The organism is Pseudarthrobacter sp. 05T312 (assembly GCF_056396685.1).
Map to the genome: position 1 here is coordinate 115,628 of NZ_JBFTLY010000008.1, position 19,515 is coordinate 135,142.

The following is a 19,515-nucleotide window of genomic DNA, read 5'->3' on the forward strand; positions in this document are numbered from 1 at the left end:
GGCATGGCCAAAACCCCTGCCCAGCGGATCAAGAAGCACGGCGCCAACGCGGCGGTGCCGCAACACCACCTGCCGCCGGTGGTCAACCCCACCACTGCGCGCACGCCGGAAAAGGCGCAGGGTAACAGCAACCTGATCGTCATTGCCGGCGTGGTGGCCAGCCTGTTCCTGTTCTGGTACCTGCACCTGCTGACCCTGACCCAGCTCACGCAGCTCTCCGAGGACATGGCCATGCCCGATTCGTTGGTTGGCGGTTTTGACGCCGGCTACATCGGCCGGCTGCAGGGGGTCATGAACAGCGACGCCCTGGGCCAGCTGAACTACGTCCACAAGACCGCGGGCACCCTCTTCCCGCTGATCTTTGGATTCACCTGGCTGCTGCTCATCGGGACCAACGTGGCACAGAAGGCGGTGCGCTGGGCGCTCTGGGCGTTGCCCATGCTGTTCGTGGTGGTGCGGCTGTGGGGCAATGTGGCCATTGACGCCATGATGGGCACGGAAGGTCCCGACGCCGGCCAGGTGGCTTTGGCATCCGGCCTCACCATTGCGGGCTGGGTGCTTCTGGTGCTGAGCCTGCTGGCCGGGGGCGCGGCAGTGTTCCTCAACAGCCGGAAGCCGAAAGAGGGCTAGGCAGCCGTCGCCCGGGCGGCACTGCTAAGCGTTGATCCCCATGTCCGCTGCGAGCCGTTTCGCTTCCAGCGTGCTTTTCGTTCCGGTTTTGGCTCCCGCCACCCGCAGCACGGCGGCCACAAACTCCGCTGGAACATTTTCCGGTGTCCTCTGCGCGCGTGGAATTGCTGCCCACAATTCAGTACAGGTGGCCAACAGGCCGTCCGTACCGGCAGGCAGCCGTGGCCGTGCGACGGCAGCCGCCACCAAGGCAGTCAGTACCGGCCAGACCCTGTCCAGATGCCCTTCGTATGCCACCAATGCAAGATTGCGGGTAAGGCGCCCTATGGCCAGCCCGCCCGCATCCAACTGGTTTCGGGCCGCCTGGGCCAACTGGTCCGGGAGCAGCAGTCCCCTCCTTGCCAGCTCCAGCACTGTGCCAACGGTGTCCTTGGGCTCGGTGGCAGCGAGTTGTGTAATCAGCCACTCGTGGGTCAAGAGACCGAGTCCACCAGCGGTTGCACCTGCCAGCTCTCCCTGGCGCCGACACACCAGGTCTTCGTAAGTCGCCCGGTCATGATGCCAGACAGCCCCCAAGTCGGGCCAAAAGGGCACCACAGTCGCAGCCGCCAGCCAACCACCCCGCTGCCACTCCTTATCGCCCGTCCACATCTCCGCTGACAGCAAGCCGCGCGAGAGGGAAGGGAACCGGTCCAGCGAAACAGGCAATACAACGGCCTCACCCACGGCGGGCTGCGCAAAGCCGCCTCCGGCAACCCAGTCCCGCAGTATTCGTCCCGCCTGCCGCTCCAGGTCGTCGGAACCATTCAGGGGGCCAACGGGAATTTCGGGGACTTCGGATGCCAGCTCCCTGCCCACTGGCCCCAGGCGCAACAGTGCCTGGAAGAAGTCCGCTTCTCCGTATTCCCAGCCTTCTTTGGCATATAAATTGAGCACCGGCACCAACCGCTGCAGATCCACACGGAAATCTGAGTGGCTGGGGGTAGCGAGCGAATATGCGACCGTTCCGGCGTGGACTGCCAGCTCGCTGTAGCGGCAGACGCGGACAGCATCGAGGGCGTTCAGGCGGCAGAACCAGTCAAACGCATCGAAAGGTCCAGACACTGCAGCCAGGACCTTGGCCGTGAGGAGCTTGTGGCCGGCCAGATCCCATCCACCTGATGCCCACAGCCTCACAACTGACTCTGGATCGGGATATGCCAGGCGATCCGACAGCGGGCCTTCGAAGTAATCATGACGGAGGCGGTGCCGCCGGGCGTACCAATCCCGCACCTCCCGGGGAGCGTGAAACGTGGACCGAAGGACCAGGTCCAGGTACTGCTCCTCGGCCACCGTATGCTGTGAATTCCTGTCCCAGAATGGTAGCGGGCGCTCGGTGTCCACTTCAGGCACCACATATGGTGGAACACGCGGCTGCTCGGAGGTACCGGCGGCCCACAGCGACTGCACTGAAAATCGGTCGTACCTGATGGCAGGGGCAGGAGCGCCCACCACCGATTCGGCCATAGACCGGATTTTGAGGTCAGCGGATCCAGCAGCGGCCTGCCAGCACATCTGGAGTGCGGCGTCGTCATCACGCCCGGCGGCCTGGAGTGACTTCAGGTGCCGGATCAACAGAACCTGCGGCTTCTTCTCGCTCCTTGCAAACACGGCGCTGCTGAGTTCCTGCAGGTCACTCCCGCTCAGCGGGGCCGCCAAGAGCAGCTCCAACGCCAGGAAAGACAAGAATCCGGGAGACGTTGCCACCACCGAGAGCAGGAGAGGAAGGATCCCGGCTGTTTCTTCCGGCGTCGGTTTCACAGCCGCCAGGACCTCGGCCAGCAGGCGTTGGTTCGGGCTTCCATCGCAGCGGGACAAAGCGCGCTCTACGCGTTCGAGTACGTCTGCGCGTTTCAAGGTTCCCCGCCGGAGGTAGCTGCACAGGACCGCACCAACTCCTGAACCCTTCAGGGGTGCCAGCGCATCCGGAACGTCGAAACATCGCATCAGCGCGTCGGGTGCAGTGTCATCGAGGTCGAAGACGTCCAAGAGCTGTGTCTGGGTACGTGGGAGAACCTCGCAGCATCCTGCCGGGCCGATACGGAATTGGAGCCCTCCCCAGCTGGGATACACGTATGTCCGGGCAGCCTCCTCGTCCCAAACCTCGTGGACCTGCCGGAGGCCGCCATAGTAGAAGGCCCACAGGCGGGGATATGCCTCCAAATCCGTGGTCGGAATTTTGAAATGGAGAATGAGCGGCAGGCAGTGGCGGATGAGGGCAGCGGCCGTGTCCCGTTCCGCTTTTACATTCCGGATGATCGCCGCTCGGACAAATTCCCGGCACCAATCTTCGCCCTTCGCCACCATGGCATCCACCAGCAGCAGCACTTCCTGGTTCCGGCTCGAGATGAGATTCCTCCAAGGCAGCAGCCGCGCAGCATTTCGCGGAGAACTGGCCATAACGGTGACCACGTCCCTGACACTGATGCTGGCGTAAAGGTTTTCCATGGTCACGGTGCCCGCGGAGCGGTAGTCCGTATCATCCCGAAGGAGGTTGCGGCCGCTTTTTGCAAACCAGGCGGTGGTTTCCTTCAGATCGGACGAGGGAAGGTTCCTGATGTACTCCGGCACCGCTTTCCGGCCACCCTCCGTGACAAGACGCCGGATGACCTGCACTGCTGTCGGATCGGCGCGCTCCTCAATCGCCATACGGGCCGCCCTCCCGGTTTCCGCCGGCCTCCAACAAGAGCAGCCCGACGGCCAACACATGCTTGCAGGGTCCCCTGGACCCCCGATTGTCGGTCCACCATGGACAGTTACACCGGAAGGACCCGACGGTCCCGCTGATCCGGTACGCATAGGTTCCAGCGGCACTGCAGACTTCCCACCAGTGCTCCCTGCGTACAACGCCCCCGGCAGCAACAATGCTGCGGGCGGCCGCAAGCCTTGGGTAGTCCTTCACAGTGCGTTGGGGGTCCAGCGGAAGCTCCCGATGGAAATACTCCCCCTCAAGCAGATCGAATCCGACTTTGCCGGAGGCGCCCAGATACGCAAGTCCCTGGGTAATTCGGGGCACCGCCAACTTGGTCTTCGCACGGAGCTCCCGGGCGGATACGACGGACTGCCATGACAGAAACTGCAGCACGGCCTCCCCGGCAGCCTCCGCTCCAGGTACCGCAAGTGACTCGAGGATCCCGCCTTCCCCGGAAAAGCCCCGCGTGGGGGCAGGTGAAAGCAGCAACGTGAAGTGGGCTCCGGGCAGTTGGAACGCCCAGGCACTGGAGCCGCCGCCATGCTTGAATATGTCCACGCGGGTGGCAAACCGGGCGACACGGCGTGCCGCAGCCAGCCGTCCTGTTCCGGCCAGGGTTACTGAGTGCGGCCTCGCCGTTGTCACTTCACGGAATCCTCGTGCTGATGGCAGCAATACAAGCGTGCGGCCAGGCCGTGCCGATGGAAGCGACGACAGGAACTGGGCAGTGGCGGCTCCGGTGAGGGTGGCCACGTGTGACATTTCCGCAGCGATGCCGGGGGTCTCGGCGAAGCCCCTTACCCACCGGTCCGGAAGTTCGACTTTCCGTTCAAAGTGGCTTTCCGCCTGCGTGGAGACCAGCAGTCCATCGCGGCCAACGGCCAAATGCAGCAGTTCGTTGCGGTGGACATTCGCCAGCGCAGACCGCAGGGCAGCGTTGATGTCCACGTTGGTGGTCCCGAACCCAATCTCGCCGCCGTCAAGGCCTGACGCCAGGAGGTCGAGCCGCGCATAGACACCGTTGCAGGCAGAGAACGACTCGCACCGCAACCGGTCTCCGCTGGCTGTCATGACGGGGTCCAGGACGTCGCTGAGGCGGAACGTCGCATCGAAGTATCTCGACGCCGCGACATCTGCCACGGCAAGGAGGGCGTTGGCCATCACGTCCGGGCGGACAGCGAATCCCCGGAAGAAATTGGGATTCTGCACCAGGCCGCGGGGAGTGGCTCCCAGTGCGGATTCGAGCAGAAGCCAACTCCCCCGGTCGGCCGCCCGAAGCGTTGATTCCGCCAGGTAGGAGCTCATGGACGCGGCCCCGGGCGTCCGGGGATCACAGGTGTGGAGCCAGCCAAACGACGGTGCTGGGACCGGTCCCCCACCGGCGAGGCCGCAGACGGCATCGACATGGCGCAAGCCTAGGCCTCAACCCAGCCGGCCGAGGCTGAAAAGGGCTCAATTTATGGTCAAGAATCGCGAAGCCATCCAGCCGGCGACCATTGGGGCCTATGAGCGGGAAGCTCCATTGTGGACGGCCAGGGCCGCAGCGCGTGCCGCAGCCCGCCGCTGCTTCCGGTGCCGGTGCACCCGCTGGGCGATGACCAGCCCCGCAGCGGCCATCCCCACGGTGACGGGATAGCCCATCAGCCGCTCCAACGTGCCGGGCTCGGGAACCTTCATGCGGGTCAGTCCACCAGTGGCCGTGGCCGCCAGCGACACGCCTCCGCACACCAGCAGGAACCACGCCATCCCGGTCTTCCGAAGCCACAGGATGCCCAGCACCAGCAATGCCAGCCCACCGGAGACGAAATACGTGATGGCGCCGGCGTAGTGCCAGGGTGAGCCGGCATCCTCCGGGACCAGCCCCACCACCACGGTTCCGGCGCCGGCGGCGCCGGTGAGCAGCCGGACGGCGGAGGCTGCGAGCCAGGGCTCCCGGCGCCGCCAGTCCACCCGCGTGCCGGGCCGGGCGGCCACGCGCAGCAGGCCCGAGGTCAGCAGTACCGCCCCCACCAGCAGCCCCAAGCCCTGGACCACGAACGAGGCATTCATGAGCCAGTTCAAGGGCGAGCAGACATCCCGGCCGGAATATATTCCGCAGTGAAGCGCCCCCAAGTCGCTGATGTACCCCGTCCGCAGGTCGTACGGGCGCGGTCCCGCCCACGCCATGGCCACGGCAGCCTCGGCAGCGAAATACTGCAGCACGCTCAACACCGCCCACGCCCCGATGTACTGCCGGGTGGACGCCACGTTCGGGGTGACGGCAGTGGCGGGAGCGGCAGTGGGGGCTGGACTCATGCCTTGAGCGTAGTACGGCCCGGCACCTTGTATGCTTGTAACCGTGTCCGGACGGACCGGCCCCGCCGAACCCCCGGATGCGCGCCCTCGTAGCTCAGTGGATAGAGCACGGCTCTCCTAAAGCCGGTGTCGTTGGTTCGATTCCAATCGAGGGCACTTGAATTCTCCTTCCCCGGAGCCAACCCTCCGCGCCTACCTCCTGGGCCGCCGCCCGTCAGGCCATCCTGGACCGCCGGGCCGGTGGCGGCTGGAGCGGGACCTGCTGGACAGGTCGGACGGCACCTGCGGAACCTTTTCCGGCGTCGCGGTTTTCACCCCCACGGACGACGGCGGCCTGGCCCTCCGCGAAGAAGGCATCATGCGCTGGCCTTCCTTCACCGGCCCCGCCTCCCGCGAGTACGTCCTGAAACCCCTGCCGCAGCCCGATGTGCTGGACATGTTCTTTCCCGACGGCAGGCCGTTCCACCGCATGGGCTTCACCCCCGGTTCCAGCCACGACAGCCACTGGTGTGATCCGGACACGTACCGTGTTTCCTACACCTGCCAGGGCCCGGACGCCTTCAGTTACAGCTGGGACGTGACCGGTCCCCGCAAGGATTTGCTGCTCGTCTCGCGCCTGGAAAGGATTTCCCCGTGAAAGATCGGATCGTGGTCTCTGCCGTCTGCGTGTTTGACGACGCCGGGCGCCTCCTGACAGTACGGAAGCGCGGGACCGGCATGTTCATGCATCCCGGAGGCAAGCCGGAACCGGGCGAAACCGCTGTGCAGGCGGCTGCGCGGGAGCTCGCCGAGGAGGTGGGCATTGTGGTGCGCCCGCAGGACCTGGACCTCATGGGCGTGTGGATCGCCGACGCCGCGAACGAGGCCGCCACGGATATCGAAGCGACAGTTTTCATCGCCCCGGGCACATGGCAGGCCACTCCCGCGGCCGAAATCGCGGAGATCCGGTGGCTGGACATCAGCGTGCCGGCGGGCGCAGCCCTCCCCCAAGACCTCGCGCCGCTCCTGACGGACCATATCCTGCCCCTGCTGGCCGCACGGGCAGTCTGAGAACCGGCCGCGGGACAGGAACCCGCTAGAACTCGGGGACGGACTCCTGCGCCACAGCCGTGGCCTCGGCAAACTGCGTCCGGTACAGCTCGGCGTAGCGGCCGCCCGCCGCCAGCAGTTCGGTGTGGGTTCCGCGTTCCACAATTTGGCCGCCCTCCACCACCAGGATGGCGTCGGCCGCGCGGACGGTGGAGAGCCGGTGCGCAATCACGACGGCGGTCCGGCCCTCGAGTGCGGCGCCCAGGGCTGCCTGCACGGCGGCTTCGTTCGTGGAGTCGAGCGCGGCAGTGGCCTCATCGAGGATGACGACACGGGGCTGGGCGATCAGGAGCCGGGCGATGGTGAGCCGTTGGCGTTCACCGCCCGAAAGGCGGTACCCGCGCTCCCCCACCACCGTCTCCAGGCCGTCCGGCAGGGACCTGATCATGGTCTCGAGGCGGGCCTGCCGCAGGACGTCCCACATGTCTTCGTCCGTGGCGTCGGGCCGGGCCAGCCGGAGGTTGGAGGCGATGGTTTCGTGGAACAGGTGGCCGTCCTGGGTGACCATGCCCAGGGTGTCCCGCAGCGAATCGAAGGTGGTGTCCCGGACGTCCAGCCCCGTCCCCGGCGCGGTGCCGCCAAGACGCACTGCGCCCAAGTCGACGTCGTAAAGCCTCGACAGCAGCTGGGCGATGGTGGACTTGCCGGCGCCGGAGGAGCCCACCAAGGCCACTGTCTGGCCTGGTTCCACCCGGAAGCTGACGCCGTGCAGCACTTCCTCCCCGCCCCGGGTATCAAGGGTCGAAACTTCCTCCAACGAGGCCAGTGAGACCTTGTCCGCGGAGGGGTAGGCGAAGCGGACGTTGTCGAACTCCACGGACACGGGCCCAGCAGGAACGGGCACGGCGTCCGGCTTCTGCTGGATCAGTGGTTCCAGGTCCAGGATCTCAAAGACCCTTTCAAAACTGACCAGCGCGCTCATGACTTCGACGCGGGCGTTCGACAGCGCCGTGAGCGGGGCATAGAGCCGCGTCAGCAGCAGCGCCAGGACCACCACGTCACCGGGTGCGAGCTGGCCGCCCAGGGCGAGCCAGCCGCCCAGCCCGTAGACCAGTGCGAGCGCGAGCGCGGACACCAGGGTCAGGGCCGTGACGAACGTGAACTGCAGCATGGCCATGCGGACGCCGATGTCGCGGACGCGGCCCGCGCGGGCGGCGAACTCGCGGGACTCTTCATCCGGGCGGCCGAACAGCTTCACCAGTGTGGCGCCGGGCGCGGAGAACCGCTCCGTCATCTGGGTGCCCATGGCGGCGTTGTGCGCAGCGGCTTCGCGGCGCAGGTCCGCCAGTTTGGAGCCCATGCGCCGGGCCGGGATCAGGAAGATCGGCAGCAGGACCATGGCGAGCACGGTGACCAGCCAGGACTTGTTGAGCATCACGATCAGGGTCAGGGCCAGCGCCACGGAGTTGCTCACCACGCCGGAGAGCGTGCCGGCAAAGGCGGACTGCGCTCCGATGACGTCGTTGTTGAGGCGGCTGACCAGGGCTCCGGTCCGGGTGCGGGTGAAGAAGGCAATGGGCATCCGCTGCACATGGTCGAACACCCGGGTGCGCAGGTCCACGATGACGCCTTCGCCGATGGTCGAGGACAGCCAGCGGGTCAACAGCCCCACCCCCGCTTCGCCCACCGCCACGATGGCGATCAGCACGGCCAGCCAGATCACCGTACCGGCATCCGTCTTGGCGATGATGGCGTCAACCACCTGGCCGGCAAGCACCGGGGTGGCGACGGCCAGGAAGGCCGCTGCGATGGAAGAGAGCACGAAGGCGATGAGCTTGCCCCGATGGGGTGCGGCGAAGGCCAGCACCCGCTTCAGGGTTTCCTTGGAAAACGGCTTGGAGCCGCTCTTGGCGGTACTGATGTTGTAGAGCGAGCTCCACGCCACGCGGTCCATGCTCATGGTTATTTCTCCTGGCTTGCAGTGTGGTGGAGCTCCTGGACCGTGCCGTTTTCCAGGTGCCACCGGTAGTCGAGTCGGACATTTTCGAGCAGCCGGCGGTCGTGGGTGACCAGCAGCAGGGCTCCGTCGTAGCTTTCGAGGGCCTCTTCCAGCTGCTCGATGGCCGGCAGGTCGAGGTGGTTGGTGGGTTCGTCAAGCACCAGCAGGTTCACCCCGCGCGCCTGGAGCAGGGCCAGTGCTGCCCGCGTCCGCTCCCCCGGGGACAGGGAATCCACTGTCCGCGACGTGTGGTCCGCCTTGAGGCCGAACTTGGCCAGGAGGGTACGGACATCGGCGCTGTTCCAGTCGGCCAGCACGGCTTCGACGGCGTCGCCGAGCGGCTGGGCACCGTCCAGCAGGCCGCGGGCCTGGTCGATCTCGCCGACGGCGACGGTGGCACCCATGGAGGCGTCGCCGTCGTCCGGTACCTGGGTTCCCAGCAGCAGGCGCAGCAGGGTGGACTTCCCCGCGCCGTTCGGGCCCGTGATCCCGATCCGCTCACCACCGTTGAGCTGCAGGTTCACCGGTCCCAGCGTGAAGCTGCCCTGGCGTGCCACGGCATTGCGCAGGGTGGCGACGACGGCGCTGGAGCGCGGCGCCTGCCCGATGCTGAACTGGAGCTGCCATTCCTTGCGGGGCTCCTCCACCACGTCCAGCCTGGCGATGCGTGATTCCATCTGCCGGACCTTTTGGGCCTGTTTCTCGGAGGACTCGGTGCTGGCGGCGCGCCGGATCTTGTCGTTGTCCGGGTTCTTCTTCATGGCGTTCCGGACGCCCTGCGAACTCCACTCACGCTGGGTCCGGGCCCGGGATACCAGGTCTGCCTTGGTGGCGGCGAAGTCCTCGTACTTCTCGCGGGCGTGCCGCCGCGCCACGGCGCGTTCCTCGAGGAAGGCGTCGTAGCCGCCGTCGTAGACCCCCACGCTGTTCTGGGCCAGGTCCAGCTCAACCACCCTGGTCACGCAGCGGGCCAGGAACTCCCGGTCATGGCTGACCAGCACCACCCCGCCGCGCAACCCCGTCACGAAGTTCTCGAGCGTGGCCAGGCCGGCGAGGTCCAGGTCATTCGTGGGCTCGTCCAGCAGCACCACGTCGAAACGGCTCAGCAGCAGGGCTGCGAGCGCCACCCGCGCCGCCTGGCCGCCGGAAAGCCCGGTCATCAGCGCTTCGGGGCCAGCATCCAGGCCCAGCTCTGCGAGCACGGCAGGGATGCGGTCATCAAGGTCGGCGGCCCCGGAGGCCATCCAGCGGTCAAAGGCGCGGGCATACGCATCGTCTGCCCCGGGAGCACCGGAACCCAGGCCCTCTGCCGTGGACTCCATCTCGTGGGTGGCTTCCGCGCAGCCGGTCCGGCGGGCAATGTAGCCTGCCACTGTTTCACCCGGAACGCGTTCATGTTCCTGGGGCAGCCAGCCAACGAACGCATCGGCCGGGGCGAGGCTGACAGAGCCTCCCTGTGGCTGGTCAACACCGGCCAAGAGGCGCAATAGCGTGGACTTTCCGGCACCGTTGGCGCCCACCACGCCGACCACGTCGCCGGGGGCTACGGTCAGCGAGAGCCCGGAAAAAAGGGTGCGGTGGCCGTGGCCGCCGGAGATGTCCTTGGCAACAAGCGTTGCAGTCATGGTGGTCCTTTCGCCGCTGCCCGGACAGCCGTTGAGGGCCGGCAGAGGCGGCACAAACAGGCCGCGGCGCCGCTGGGGCTGCAGGACATAGAAGAACCCGCTGGTCCGGACTTGGGGGGTGTACGGACCAACGGGCTCGACCATCAACTATAGACGACTGTGGGCCGCGGACAAAATCAGCGGCACGGAGCGCACGGCCGGGCACGGTAAAATCGTCAGCACCACCCGTTCTGCAGAGAGCCCTCCATGACCCTTTCCGCCAAGGCGTTCCAGCGCTGGCTGCAAGGCATCGCACCGGATGCCAGCACTGCCGACGTCTGCCGGGTCTCAGGAATCAAGCGGACCACCCTCGCCCAGCAACTGGTCCGGGGCAAAGTCTCCGTGACCACGGTGGTAAGCATCAGCCGGGCCTACAAAATCAACCCGGTGTCCGCGCTGGCGGGCTTTGATGATTACAGCGCCCTGGCCGGGCCGCCCCGTCCGCCCACCAGGAACGAACTGGTTAGCCAGATTTCGAGCGCGGACCTGCTCCGGACACTCCTCTCCCGGCCGGCCATGGACGCCCCCCGGGGAGCCGCCGCCCCTGAGCTGAGCCCGGCCCCGCACGCAACTTCCGTGAAGAACTGGGTGGACGCCATTGACGACGGCGAGGTCCGGCACCGCGTGTCGGCCGCCACCGGGGTGGCCCCGCAGAACTATTCCGCGCAGTTGACCGCCAACCGGCTGTCCCCCGAGCTCGCCATGGCCACCGCGGATGCCGCCGGGGTGGGACCGGCCGGAGGGCTGGTGGCCACAGGGGTCATCACGGAGGAGGAGGCGGGCTGGCCGCCCGGAGCCCGGCAGGCAGCATTGGCCAGCCTCTCCGACGGAGAACTTACCGCGCTTGCCGGAGACCGGCTCCAGGCACTGGGCAAAGTATTGCGCCGCCAGGAGCAGGACCAGGCGCAGACAGAAAAGATTTGGGAGAACCTGGGATGATCGAGACCCTTCAATGGACCACGCTGGCGATTTGCGCCTTCGTTGCAGTGGCCCGCATTCCCAGCACCGTCCGCGGCGAGAACCGCTCCCTGTTTGGCATTTTCGCCATGATGACGCTGGCCATCCTGTTGAGCATCCAGGGTCCTTACCTGGTGATCGACCAGGCTCTGGGAGGGGTCAACCTGGCCAACCTGCTGCTGCGGTTCGTGATCTTTGCGGCCATCTTCTTTATGGGCATCCGCATTTCCCGGGGGTTTGGTGCAGAGGGCGCACACCGGCTCATCACGGGGCGGGTCGGCGTTGTGGTCCTGCTGATCATTTCGGCGGCCATGGTGGCGCTCTTCTTCTCCATGGACACCGCCGGTTCCTCGGCCGGGCTCAGCGCCGTCTCCGGGAAGGACGCCCGCCATTTCGCGCTGGTTGAGTACTACGGCGCAGCGGGCCGGGCCTACCCCGCCTACGTCGCCCTGGCCTTGGTTCCGGCGTTGGCGCGGGCGGCCCGGGACCGGCTCCCTGCTCTGGTGCGGATCGGAGCCGGACTGCTTGCCCTGGGCGGAGTGGCAGTTGCCCTCACGCTGCTCTTTCCCGTGATTCCGCCCTCCCTTGGCCAAATCGAGTTCATCATCAACTACACGGCAGTGCTGTGCTTCGTTGTTGGACTGGCCCTTATCTGGGCTGCCCGGGTGGTCAACGGGCGCAGCGCGGCACGCCAAAAGACTTCTACCGAAACGTAACCTTCGCCCACTTTCACAAAATCATTAGAGTGTGACACAATCATGAATGTGTGAAGGCGGGGCCGCCACGTGTTTTCGAACGGGGATAAATTCCAAAGCGCCGGTAGCCCCGGGGGCCTTTGCACACATTGGGGGGATGAGTGGTGGCGGATCGTTGGGGACCGCCCCCACTCAGCCTGTTTAAGGCCTCTTTCACCGGACCTCCAGTCCGGGGCACGGACCCCCTACTTCCGGGCAAACCTCAGCGTCACCAGCTGGAACGGCCTGAGCTGAAGCGCAGCCCCGTTGCCGCCGGGCTCTACCCCCGGGGCTCCGGCAGGTCGTTCCAGGAGATCCGTGGGCATAACGTCCCGCCGCACCGGGAAGTTCGCCGTAATGTTCCCCGCCGAACGCTGCCCCAGTGACTCATACAACCGGACCACGACGTCCCCGGATCCGTCCTGCGCCAGTTTCACCGCTTCGACGACCAGGGCCGGATTGCTGACGGAGAACAGCGGCTCCACTTCGTTGGCGCCGGTGACCAGCCGGGGTGCCAGGTTTGTCCGGTACCCTTCCTGGACGGCATCGGCAATGCCGGCTCCCGGGCGGATGGCCACGGTCAGCTCGTGACGTCCCCGGTCTGCGTCGGGGTCGGGAAACTTGGGCGCCCGCAGCAGGGACAGGCGCACCGTGGTGGTGGTTCCGCCGTCGGCCTCCCTGATATTCCTGGCCACGTCATGGCCGTACGTGGATGAGTTGGACACAGCCACGCCGTAGCCGGGTTCGCCCACGTGGATCCACCGGTGGGCGCAGATTTCGAACTTCGCGGCCTCCCACGAGGTGTTGGTGTGCGTGGGCCGGAAGACGTGGCCAAACTGCGTTTCGGCAGCGGACCGGTCCGCCCGCACATCCAGGGCGAAGCCGAGCTTCAGCAGCTTTTCGCGTTCCTGCCAGTCCACGGAGGTGGTGATCTCCAGGGACGGACTGCCGGGGGCAAGCGTGATGCGCTGGGTGAGCGGCGAGGTGCCGGCCAGCCGCTCCACCACCACGACGGCGCTGCCGCCTTCGCCGTCAAGCCGGACCGATTCTGCGTGGACCAGCGGGGTGCCGTTGCGGCGATAGAACTGGTCGATGTCCCAGGCGTCCCACTCGTTGGGGGTGTCACGGTGCAGTTCGAGCAGGTTGCCGCGCTGGCCGGGGGCGATCGCTTCGCGGCCGCTGGCATGGTCGCGCAGGGAGGAAAGCAGCCCGTCCGCATCCACCACGGCCCGGATGACCCCATTGTCCAGGACGTAGCCGCCGTCGAGGGGTGTTGCCTGCACTGGTTCCGGGTTCAACGCCGGTTCGGCCACCCCGAGCGCGGGGACGCCATCCCTGGAATGCGGGGCGGCGTTCAACAGGAACCGGCGGTCACCGGCGCCCAGCATTGCCCCGGCGGCGCGGCTGATCAACGCCTCAAGGGCGGTTTCGATGGCCTGGTAATTCCGCTCCGCGTCCTGGTGGACCCAGGCAATGGAGCTGCCGGGAAGGATGTCGTGGAACTGCTGGAGCAGCACCAGTTGCCAGAGTCGCTGAAGCTCGGCGCCGGGGTAGTCGTAGGCGCCGCCGGCGCGTACGGCAGCCGTGGCACACCACAATTCGGCTTCGCGCAGGAGGTGCTCGCTGCGCCGGTTGCCCTTCTTGGTCCGCGCCTGGCTGGTGTAGGTGCCGCGGTGAAGTTCAAGGTACATCTCGCCCACCCAGACCGGCAGCGCGGAGTAGTCTTCCTCGGCCTGCCGGAAGAAGCTTTCCGCGGATCCGATCCGGACCCTCGGCGAGCCTTCCAGGTCCGCCGTGCGCGCAGCTGCGGCGAGCATTTCGCGGGTGGGCCCGCCGCCGCCGTCGCCGTACCCGAACGGGACCAGGGATACGGTGCCGCGGCCATGGTCCCGGTAGTTGCGCTCGGCGTGCGCCAGGTCCCTGGCGCTCAGATCCGAGTTGTAGGTGTCCACCGGGGGGAAGTGGGTAAACAGCCGGGTGCCGTCGATTCCCTCCCAGTTGAACGTGTGGTGGGGCATCCTGTTGGTCTGGTTCCAGGAGATCTTCTGCGTGAGGAACCAGCGGCTGCCCGCGGACTTCACAATCTGGGGAAGGGCTGCGCTGTAGCCGAACGAATCCGGGAGCCACGCTTCCCTGCACTCAATGCCAAACTCGGCCAGGAAGAAGCTCTTGCCCTCCACGAATTGCCGGGCCATGGCTTCGCCGCCGGGCATGTTGGTGTCCGATTCCACCCACATACCGCCGACCGGGACGAACTGGCCCGCATGTACCTTTTCCCGGATCCGGCTGAAGAGGTCCGGGTACAGCTCCTTGATCCAGGCGAGCTGCTGCGCAGAGGAGCAAGAGAAAACAAAGCCAGGGTCCTCATCCATCAGGGCCACCACGTTGGAGAACGTCCGTGCGCATTTGCGGATCGTTTCCCGGACCGGCCAGAGCCAGGCGGAGTCGATGTGGGCGTGCCCGGTGGCAACCAGTTGGTGCGCGGAGGCGTAGGCGGGCCGGGTCAGGACGTCGGCGAGCGCCCGGCGCCCGGCTGCCGCGGTCCCGGCAACGTCCTCCGGGTCCATCACGTCCATCATGTGTTCGAGGGCCCGGAGGATTTCGTGGCGGCGCGGGAGCTCCAGTGGAAGCTGCTCCATGAGGCCGGCGAGGGTCCAGACGTCCTGCTGGAGTTCCCACACGGTCTGGTTCAGCTCGGCGATGGCAATGGTTCCCAGCCGATACTGCGGGGCGTCTCCTGCGGTCGCCTTGTCCCCCAAGGGGGTAGCGGCAAAGGTCCAGCCCTGCGCCATGTCCGGGTTCGCGGCCGCCTCCACATAGAAGTCCACGGCCATGCCGCTGCCCAGCAGCTTGAGCGGGATGTACTGGTTGCGCGGTGAGATGGCCTTGATGATGCTGCCATCCGACCGCCAGGCGATGCCCTCGCACTGGAACCCGGGCGCTTCGGTGGTGAATCCCAGGTCCACCACCACCTCCACGGCGGTGTCAGGGCTGCCGCCCCAGGATTCGGGCACTTCCCCCTGCAGCCGAAGCCAGGTGGTGCCCCACGGCCGCCCCCAGCGGGCGCCATGCTCCTGCGGCTGGAAGTCCTGCCGCATCGCGTCCAGCGCAGGGACCGGCTCACCGGGCACTTCCCAGCTGCTCAGGGTAAGCGGGACCGTCCTGCTGTAAACGGCAGGGGCAATGCGCTCCCGCACAAACCTTGCCAGGCGGACTTCCGTGATCCTGCGGTCGTCATGCAATATAGGTCCTCTTTAAGCTGGGAACTGGATCATCGAGTCCATTCGATGGACAAATCTACCTGCTGGCAGCACTGCATCCAACCCCCTGGGCTGGTGGTGTGGGACGGGCCCAGGCGTTGCCTGCGCTAAGACCTTGGCACGGCTGGCTGCGGTCCCAGGATCCTGGAGTCCCCGGCGTAGACGTTGAAACTGCTGCCCCGGCTGAACCCCGCCAGGGTCAGTCCGTTGGCCTCTGCCAGTTCCACGGCAAGGCTGGAAGGAGCACTCACGGCGGCCAGGACGGGGATCCCGGCAAGCGAGGCTTTCTGGACCAGTTCGAAGGACGCCCTGCCGGAGACCTGGAGGACAGTCCCGGCCAGCGGCAGGAGGCCTTCACGCAGCGCCCAGCCCACCACTTTGTCCACGGCGTTGTGGCGCCCCACGTCCTCGCGCAGGCAAAGGAGCCGGGGGCCGCCGTCGTCGTCAATCCTGAACAGGCCCGCCGCGTGCACGCCGCCGGTGTCGTCGAAGACGCGCTGGGACTCCCGCAAAAGGTCCGGCAGGGAGGCCAGGACCCTGGCATCCACGGTCAGTGGGTCCGCCTGGGGACTGTGGTGCGAGGACTTCTGGACGGCCTCGATGGAATCGGTTCCGCAGATGCCGCAGGAGCTGGACGTGTAGACCCGCCGGCCTGTGTCCGGGAGCGGGACGTCCGGCCGCAGCTGGGCCTCCACCACGTTGAATGTCTGAACCCCATTTTCGTCCTCGCCGGCGCAGAACCGGAGCGAAACCAGCTGTTCAGGCGCCCAGATGACGCCCTCGGACACCAGGAAGCCGGCCACCAGGTCGAAATCGTCGCCGGGCGTGCGCATGGTTACGGAGTAGGACAGGCCGCCGAGCCGGATTTCCAGCGGTTCCTCCACGGCGAGGACATCTTCGCGGTGGCGGACCGGGTACTCCAGGGCACTCGGGGAACCATCCAGGACATACTTGTGCACCTTCCGGCGCTGGGTTACTCGTCCCATATTCCACCCTGCCTGTTCATTACTCCATCATGGCACCAATAAAGGCCGCCCTGTCCCAGGAACCGGGCAACGCCTTCCCGGGCACTGGCCCTGACATGCATCAGCCCAGGAGCGCACTCCAGTCGACGGGCCCGCCGGCTGCCGGCTTGGCCTTGGGCTGGCCGGTGCGGGCGCCCGTTCGGGGCTTGGTCTTGGCATCACTCTCACCGGGCCGCGGAATGGGCGTCCCCCAAGGCAGCGCAAAGGCAGGCACCAGTTCACCCAGCTGCACCCCGTGCGGCGGCACCACCAGCACGCCGTCAGCGGCTGCCAGCCCACGCATCATGCCAGGCCCCGTGTGCTGCGCCGGGGATGCCATGCCATACAGCAGCCGGAAGGGCATCAGCCGGGTACGGCCGGGGTCGGGCTCGATCATCGTCCCGCACGGCACGTCCTCCACCGGCGGCATGGGATGGTGCCCCAAGGCAGCCAGCAGCGGGGCACCCACGGTGGAGAGGGCCATCATGGCCGCGAGCGGGTTGCCGGGAAGTCCTAGGACAAAACGTCCGTCGGGTAGTTCGGCAAGGACCGCGGGGTGTCCCGGCCTCATTGCCACGCCGTCGATGATGAGCCGGCCGCCGAGTTCGGCCACTGCCCGGCGAAGGTGGTCCGTCCCCGACCGCCCGGTACCTCCGGTGGTGATGACGACGTCGGCAGGCAGGTCCGGCGCGCCGGGCACCTCCGGCAGCACGTCTTCGAGCGCCGCAAGCCATTCCGTATACGAGTCGCCGATCCGCTGCTGGCCGGCGGCGATACCGCCCAGCATGGCCACGACGTCAGGCAGCTGCGGGCCGAAGGTATCGCGTACCTGGCCGGGTGCGGGCGTGCCCTGTTCCACCACCTCCGATCCGGTCAGCACCAGGCGGACCACGGGCTTCCCCTGGACCGGCACTTCGTCGTAGCCGGCCAGGGCAGCAAGGGCCAGGTGTGCGGGGTTGAGCATGACCCCGGCCTTGACCAGGATGTCCCCTTCCAGGGCTTCCTCCCCGGCTTTCCTGATGTGCTCTCCCGCGCGGGGCTCCCCCGGACGGGCCTTGCCGCCGGTCATCAGCACGGGCAGCCCCTCGTCATCCTGCCCCAGGACCGCGTTCTCGCTGCGAAGCACTGCCTTGGCACCGGGCGGGATAAGGCCACCGGTGGCGATGGGGCTTGCCTGGTGCGGCGCCAGCCGGGTGCCGGCCTCCACCGGGATCCAGGGGCCGCTTCCATTGACTGCCCAGCCGTCCATGGCTGACGAGGCATAGTGGGGCATGTCCTGGAGGGCAACGATGTCCTGGTCAAGCTTGCGGCCGAGGGCTATCCGCAGCCCAACGGGGCCGGGCGGAATGGGGGTTGCCGCATCGAAGGCAGCCTCGCGCGCTTCCTGCCAGGTGTGCGCTGCGTGATGATGGTCCGCACGCGTGTGTTCACTTCCACCCCCGCGCGCCTCAGCCTCTGCTCCCGGCGGCGCGCCAGGACCGTCAAGGGGTTCTGCGGTCATTCGCCGGGAGTCCCGGCGGCTTCAGCGTCGTAGTCGGCCGCCAGGGAACGGGCAACGGCCAGTGCCGCGTCCATCGATGCCGCATCCATCTCCCTGCCGGGTGCGGCAGCCAGTCCCGCGGCGAAGCCTGCGATGAAGGTGGTCAACGGCGCCGCGGGCCGCACAACCGAGTGGGCGGCGACGCCCGCGAGGGCCAGCACGGCGTTGACATCCACCTGGACGTCCTCAAGTTTGTATGCCTGGAGGAGCGCGCGGCACCACTCTTCCAGCGTCTCGTCCTGGCTTTTCACGACTTGCCTCCCACGTTGTCTCCGGCTGTGCGCCGGTACTGTCCTGCGTGCTGGTTCCCGGCGGCAACACCCAGCGCGGCAGCATCGTCCCAGGTGTCCACATCGGCGGTGGACCCGGCGGGGACTGTGACAAGCTGCACGTCCAGACTAGCAAGGAGAGCCCTGACCGAGCCGTTGACCAGGGCGTTGCGTGAAGCCAGGGCGGCGCAGGAGCTTTTTAACCCAGCCGTGCTGTAAAAGCCTGCCAGCGGCTGGACCCTGCCGTCTTCGGAACAGGCCACCACCCCGCCCGGGCCGACGCCGGCATCGGACTGCAACAGTGCGTCCCGCAGCACTGCCACCGCCTGGGAGGCCAACGGCATGTCGCACGCCAGCACCAGGGAGTAGGGGGCTCCTCCACCGTTCCTCGCCAAGGTATCCAGGCCTGCGGCAATCGCAGCCGCGGGACCAGAAAAGGCCGGCTCCTCCCGGCATGCCAGCAGGCCGGCGGGGCGGATCGACGGGGGCAGCGGGTGGCTCTCCCCGGCTTCAGCCGGCAGGCCTCCCGCATCGCCGACAACCACGGTCAGCCGGGCACCGGCCGCCGCGGCAACGGCGCGCTCCAGGAGGGTTTGGCCACGGAAGACCAACGACTGCTTGGGTATGCCGCCCAGGCGGGATGATCGCCCCCCGGCAAGGATCAGGGCATCAAAGGCCAAGCTGTTCTTGTCCACTCCCCCAGCCTAGCGACCATCCCCTGTTCCGATGCCGGGAGGCGCCGGGAAACAGTCAGGCAGCGCGCTCCGGCAGCAGGAAGGGATCCCATGCGGGGGTCGGCTTCTCCAGTTCCTTGATCTGCCAGATCGTCCCGTGGGGGGGCTCGGGGACAAACCGAAGGGTCCACCCCATCTCGGCGGGAGTGTGGTCACCCTTGACGTTGTTGCACCGCAGGCAGGCGGCCACCAGGTTCTCCCAGGAATCGGCACCCCCACGCGACTTTGGGTGAACGTGGTCGATTGTGTGCGCGGCCTTGCCGCAGTACGCACATTTGTGGCCGTCCCGCCGGAGTACGCCCCTGCGGCTGACTGCCGTTGAGTGGTTGTACCGGGGCCGGATGTAACGGTTGAGGAGGATCACGGACGGGCGGCCCAGGACGTCGGTGGGTCCCACCACCGGGTCGTCCCCCTCGGCAACCACGCTTGCCTTGCCCGTGAGCACAAGCACCAGCGCCCGGCGGAAAGTGATAACCGCCAGCGGTTCATATCCAGCATTCAGAACGAGAGTGCGCATGCACTTACCTCTTCACGGCCGCACCCGTCAGGGGCACGAGGGCCGGCTGCCCTCGGCATGTCCGGGCTATGGATCGACATCACAAGAGTAAACAAAGAAGTGCAAAATCAGGTAATCGCCGCCCCGGAGGCCCATTCCGTCCCCGGGACAGG

General features: G+C 67.0%; 16 protein-coding genes and 1 tRNA gene. 6 read left to right on the forward strand and 11 right to left on the reverse strand.

Features of this window, described 5'->3' with window-relative positions; translation table 11 throughout:
• Positions 1 to 3: 3 nt before the first annotated feature.
• Positions 4 to 630 (forward strand): hypothetical protein, encoded by a 627-nt coding sequence (locus AC1DIP_RS12725; RefSeq protein ID WP_477733955.1) that lies wholly within the window; start codon positions 4 to 6, stop codon positions 628 to 630.
• A 24-nt stretch (positions 631 to 654) separates the two neighbouring features.
• Here the strand turns inward: AC1DIP_RS12725 and AC1DIP_RS12730 are convergent, their stop codons facing one another.
• From AC1DIP_RS12730 to AC1DIP_RS12740, 3 genes are all read right to left on the reverse strand, one after another.
• Positions 655 to 3,318 carry a hypothetical protein gene (locus AC1DIP_RS12730; RefSeq protein ID WP_477733956.1) on the reverse strand — a complete coding sequence of 888 codons (2,664 nt, stop codon included), beginning with the start codon at positions 3,316 to 3,318 and terminating at the stop codon, positions 655 to 657.
• Positions 3,308 to 4,666: an SWIM zinc finger family protein gene (locus tag AC1DIP_RS12735; protein WP_477733957.1), complete on the reverse strand. Its 1,359-nt coding sequence runs from the start codon at positions 4,664 to 4,666 to the stop codon at positions 3,308 to 3,310. Before AC1DIP_RS12735 ends, AC1DIP_RS12730 begins: the two co-directional genes overlap by 11 nt.
• Before the next feature lie 198 nt (positions 4,667 to 4,864).
• Positions 4,865 to 5,656, reverse strand: coding sequence for a DUF998 domain-containing protein (locus AC1DIP_RS12740; protein WP_477733958.1), 792 nt, complete (start codon positions 5,654 to 5,656; stop codon positions 4,865 to 4,867).
• Positions 5,657 to 5,739: 83 nt separating this feature from the next.
• Here AC1DIP_RS12740 and AC1DIP_RS12745 point away from each other — a divergent pair.
• The 3 genes from AC1DIP_RS12745 (at position 5,740) to AC1DIP_RS12755 (ending at position 6,706) form a co-directional block, all read left to right on the forward strand.
• Positions 5,740 to 5,812, forward strand: a tRNA-Arg gene (locus tag AC1DIP_RS12745).
• Position 5,813: 1 nt separating this feature from the next.
• Positions 5,814 to 6,293: a DUF6314 family protein gene (locus AC1DIP_RS12750; protein ID WP_477733959.1), complete on the forward strand. Its 480-nt coding sequence runs from the start codon at positions 5,814 to 5,816 to the stop codon at positions 6,291 to 6,293.
• On the forward strand, positions 6,290 to 6,706 hold the full coding sequence (locus AC1DIP_RS12755) for an NUDIX hydrolase (RefSeq protein ID WP_477733960.1): 417 nt from the start codon (positions 6,290 to 6,292) through the stop codon (positions 6,704 to 6,706). Before AC1DIP_RS12750 ends, AC1DIP_RS12755 begins: the two co-directional genes overlap by 4 nt.
• 25 nt (positions 6,707 to 6,731) lie before the next feature.
• On the opposite strand, the gene AC1DIP_RS12760 is transcribed toward AC1DIP_RS12755, so the two are convergent.
• Both AC1DIP_RS12760 and AC1DIP_RS12765 read right to left on the reverse strand, forming a co-directional pair.
• The gene (locus tag AC1DIP_RS12760) at positions 6,732 to 8,645 is read right to left on the reverse strand and encodes an ABC transporter ATP-binding protein (protein WP_477733961.1); all 1,914 of its coding nucleotides are present in this window, start codon (positions 8,643 to 8,645) and stop codon (positions 6,732 to 6,734) included.
• 2 nt (positions 8,646 to 8,647) lie between these two features.
• Positions 8,648 to 10,309, reverse strand: coding sequence for an ABC-F family ATP-binding cassette domain-containing protein (locus tag AC1DIP_RS12765; protein WP_477733962.1), 1,662 nt, complete (start codon positions 10,307 to 10,309; stop codon positions 8,648 to 8,650).
• A gap of 246 nt (positions 10,310 to 10,555) precedes the next feature.
• Between AC1DIP_RS12765 and AC1DIP_RS12770 the strand changes: the two genes are divergently transcribed.
• A complete protein-coding gene (locus tag AC1DIP_RS12770) occupies positions 10,556 to 11,287 on the forward strand; it encodes a hypothetical protein (RefSeq protein WP_477733963.1) in 732 nt (243 codons plus the stop codon).
• Positions 11,284 to 12,021 (forward strand): hypothetical protein, encoded by a 738-nt coding sequence (locus AC1DIP_RS12775; RefSeq protein ID WP_477733964.1) that lies wholly within the window; start codon positions 11,284 to 11,286, stop codon positions 12,019 to 12,021. Before AC1DIP_RS12770 ends, AC1DIP_RS12775 begins: the two co-directional genes overlap by 4 nt.
• A 224-nt stretch (positions 12,022 to 12,245) precedes the next feature.
• Here the strand turns inward: AC1DIP_RS12775 and AC1DIP_RS12780 are convergent, their stop codons facing one another.
• From AC1DIP_RS12780 to AC1DIP_RS12805, 6 genes are all read right to left on the reverse strand, one after another.
• Positions 12,246 to 15,281 carry an alpha-mannosidase gene (locus tag AC1DIP_RS12780; protein ID WP_477733965.1) on the reverse strand — a complete coding sequence of 1,012 codons (3,036 nt, stop codon included), beginning with the start codon at positions 15,279 to 15,281 and terminating at the stop codon, positions 12,246 to 12,248.
• A gap of 125 nt (positions 15,282 to 15,406) precedes the next feature.
• Positions 15,407 to 16,285, reverse strand: coding sequence for a formate dehydrogenase accessory sulfurtransferase FdhD (fdhD, locus tag AC1DIP_RS12785; protein WP_476209427.1), 879 nt, complete (start codon positions 16,283 to 16,285; stop codon positions 15,407 to 15,409).
• Between the two features lie 100 nt (positions 16,286 to 16,385).
• Positions 16,386 to 17,804, reverse strand: coding sequence for a molybdopterin molybdotransferase MoeA (locus AC1DIP_RS12790; protein WP_477733966.1), 1,419 nt, complete (start codon positions 17,802 to 17,804; stop codon positions 16,386 to 16,388).
• Entirely contained in the window at positions 17,801 to 18,094 is a 294-nt protein-coding gene (locus tag AC1DIP_RS12795; RefSeq protein WP_476209424.1) for a DUF6457 domain-containing protein, read from the reverse strand. The genes AC1DIP_RS12790 and AC1DIP_RS12795 overlap by 4 nt, the downstream gene beginning before the upstream one ends.
• Complete coding sequence (mobA, locus tag AC1DIP_RS12800) at positions 18,091 to 18,807, reverse strand: molybdenum cofactor guanylyltransferase (protein WP_477733967.1); 717 nt, start codon at positions 18,805 to 18,807, stop codon at positions 18,091 to 18,093. Before mobA ends, AC1DIP_RS12795 begins: the two co-directional genes overlap by 4 nt.
• Positions 18,808 to 18,862: 55 nt before the next feature.
• The gene (locus tag AC1DIP_RS12805) at positions 18,863 to 19,363 is read right to left on the reverse strand and encodes an HNH endonuclease (RefSeq protein ID WP_056331149.1); all 501 of its coding nucleotides are present in this window, start codon (positions 19,361 to 19,363) and stop codon (positions 18,863 to 18,865) included.
• Positions 19,364 to 19,515: the final 152 nt, after the last annotated feature.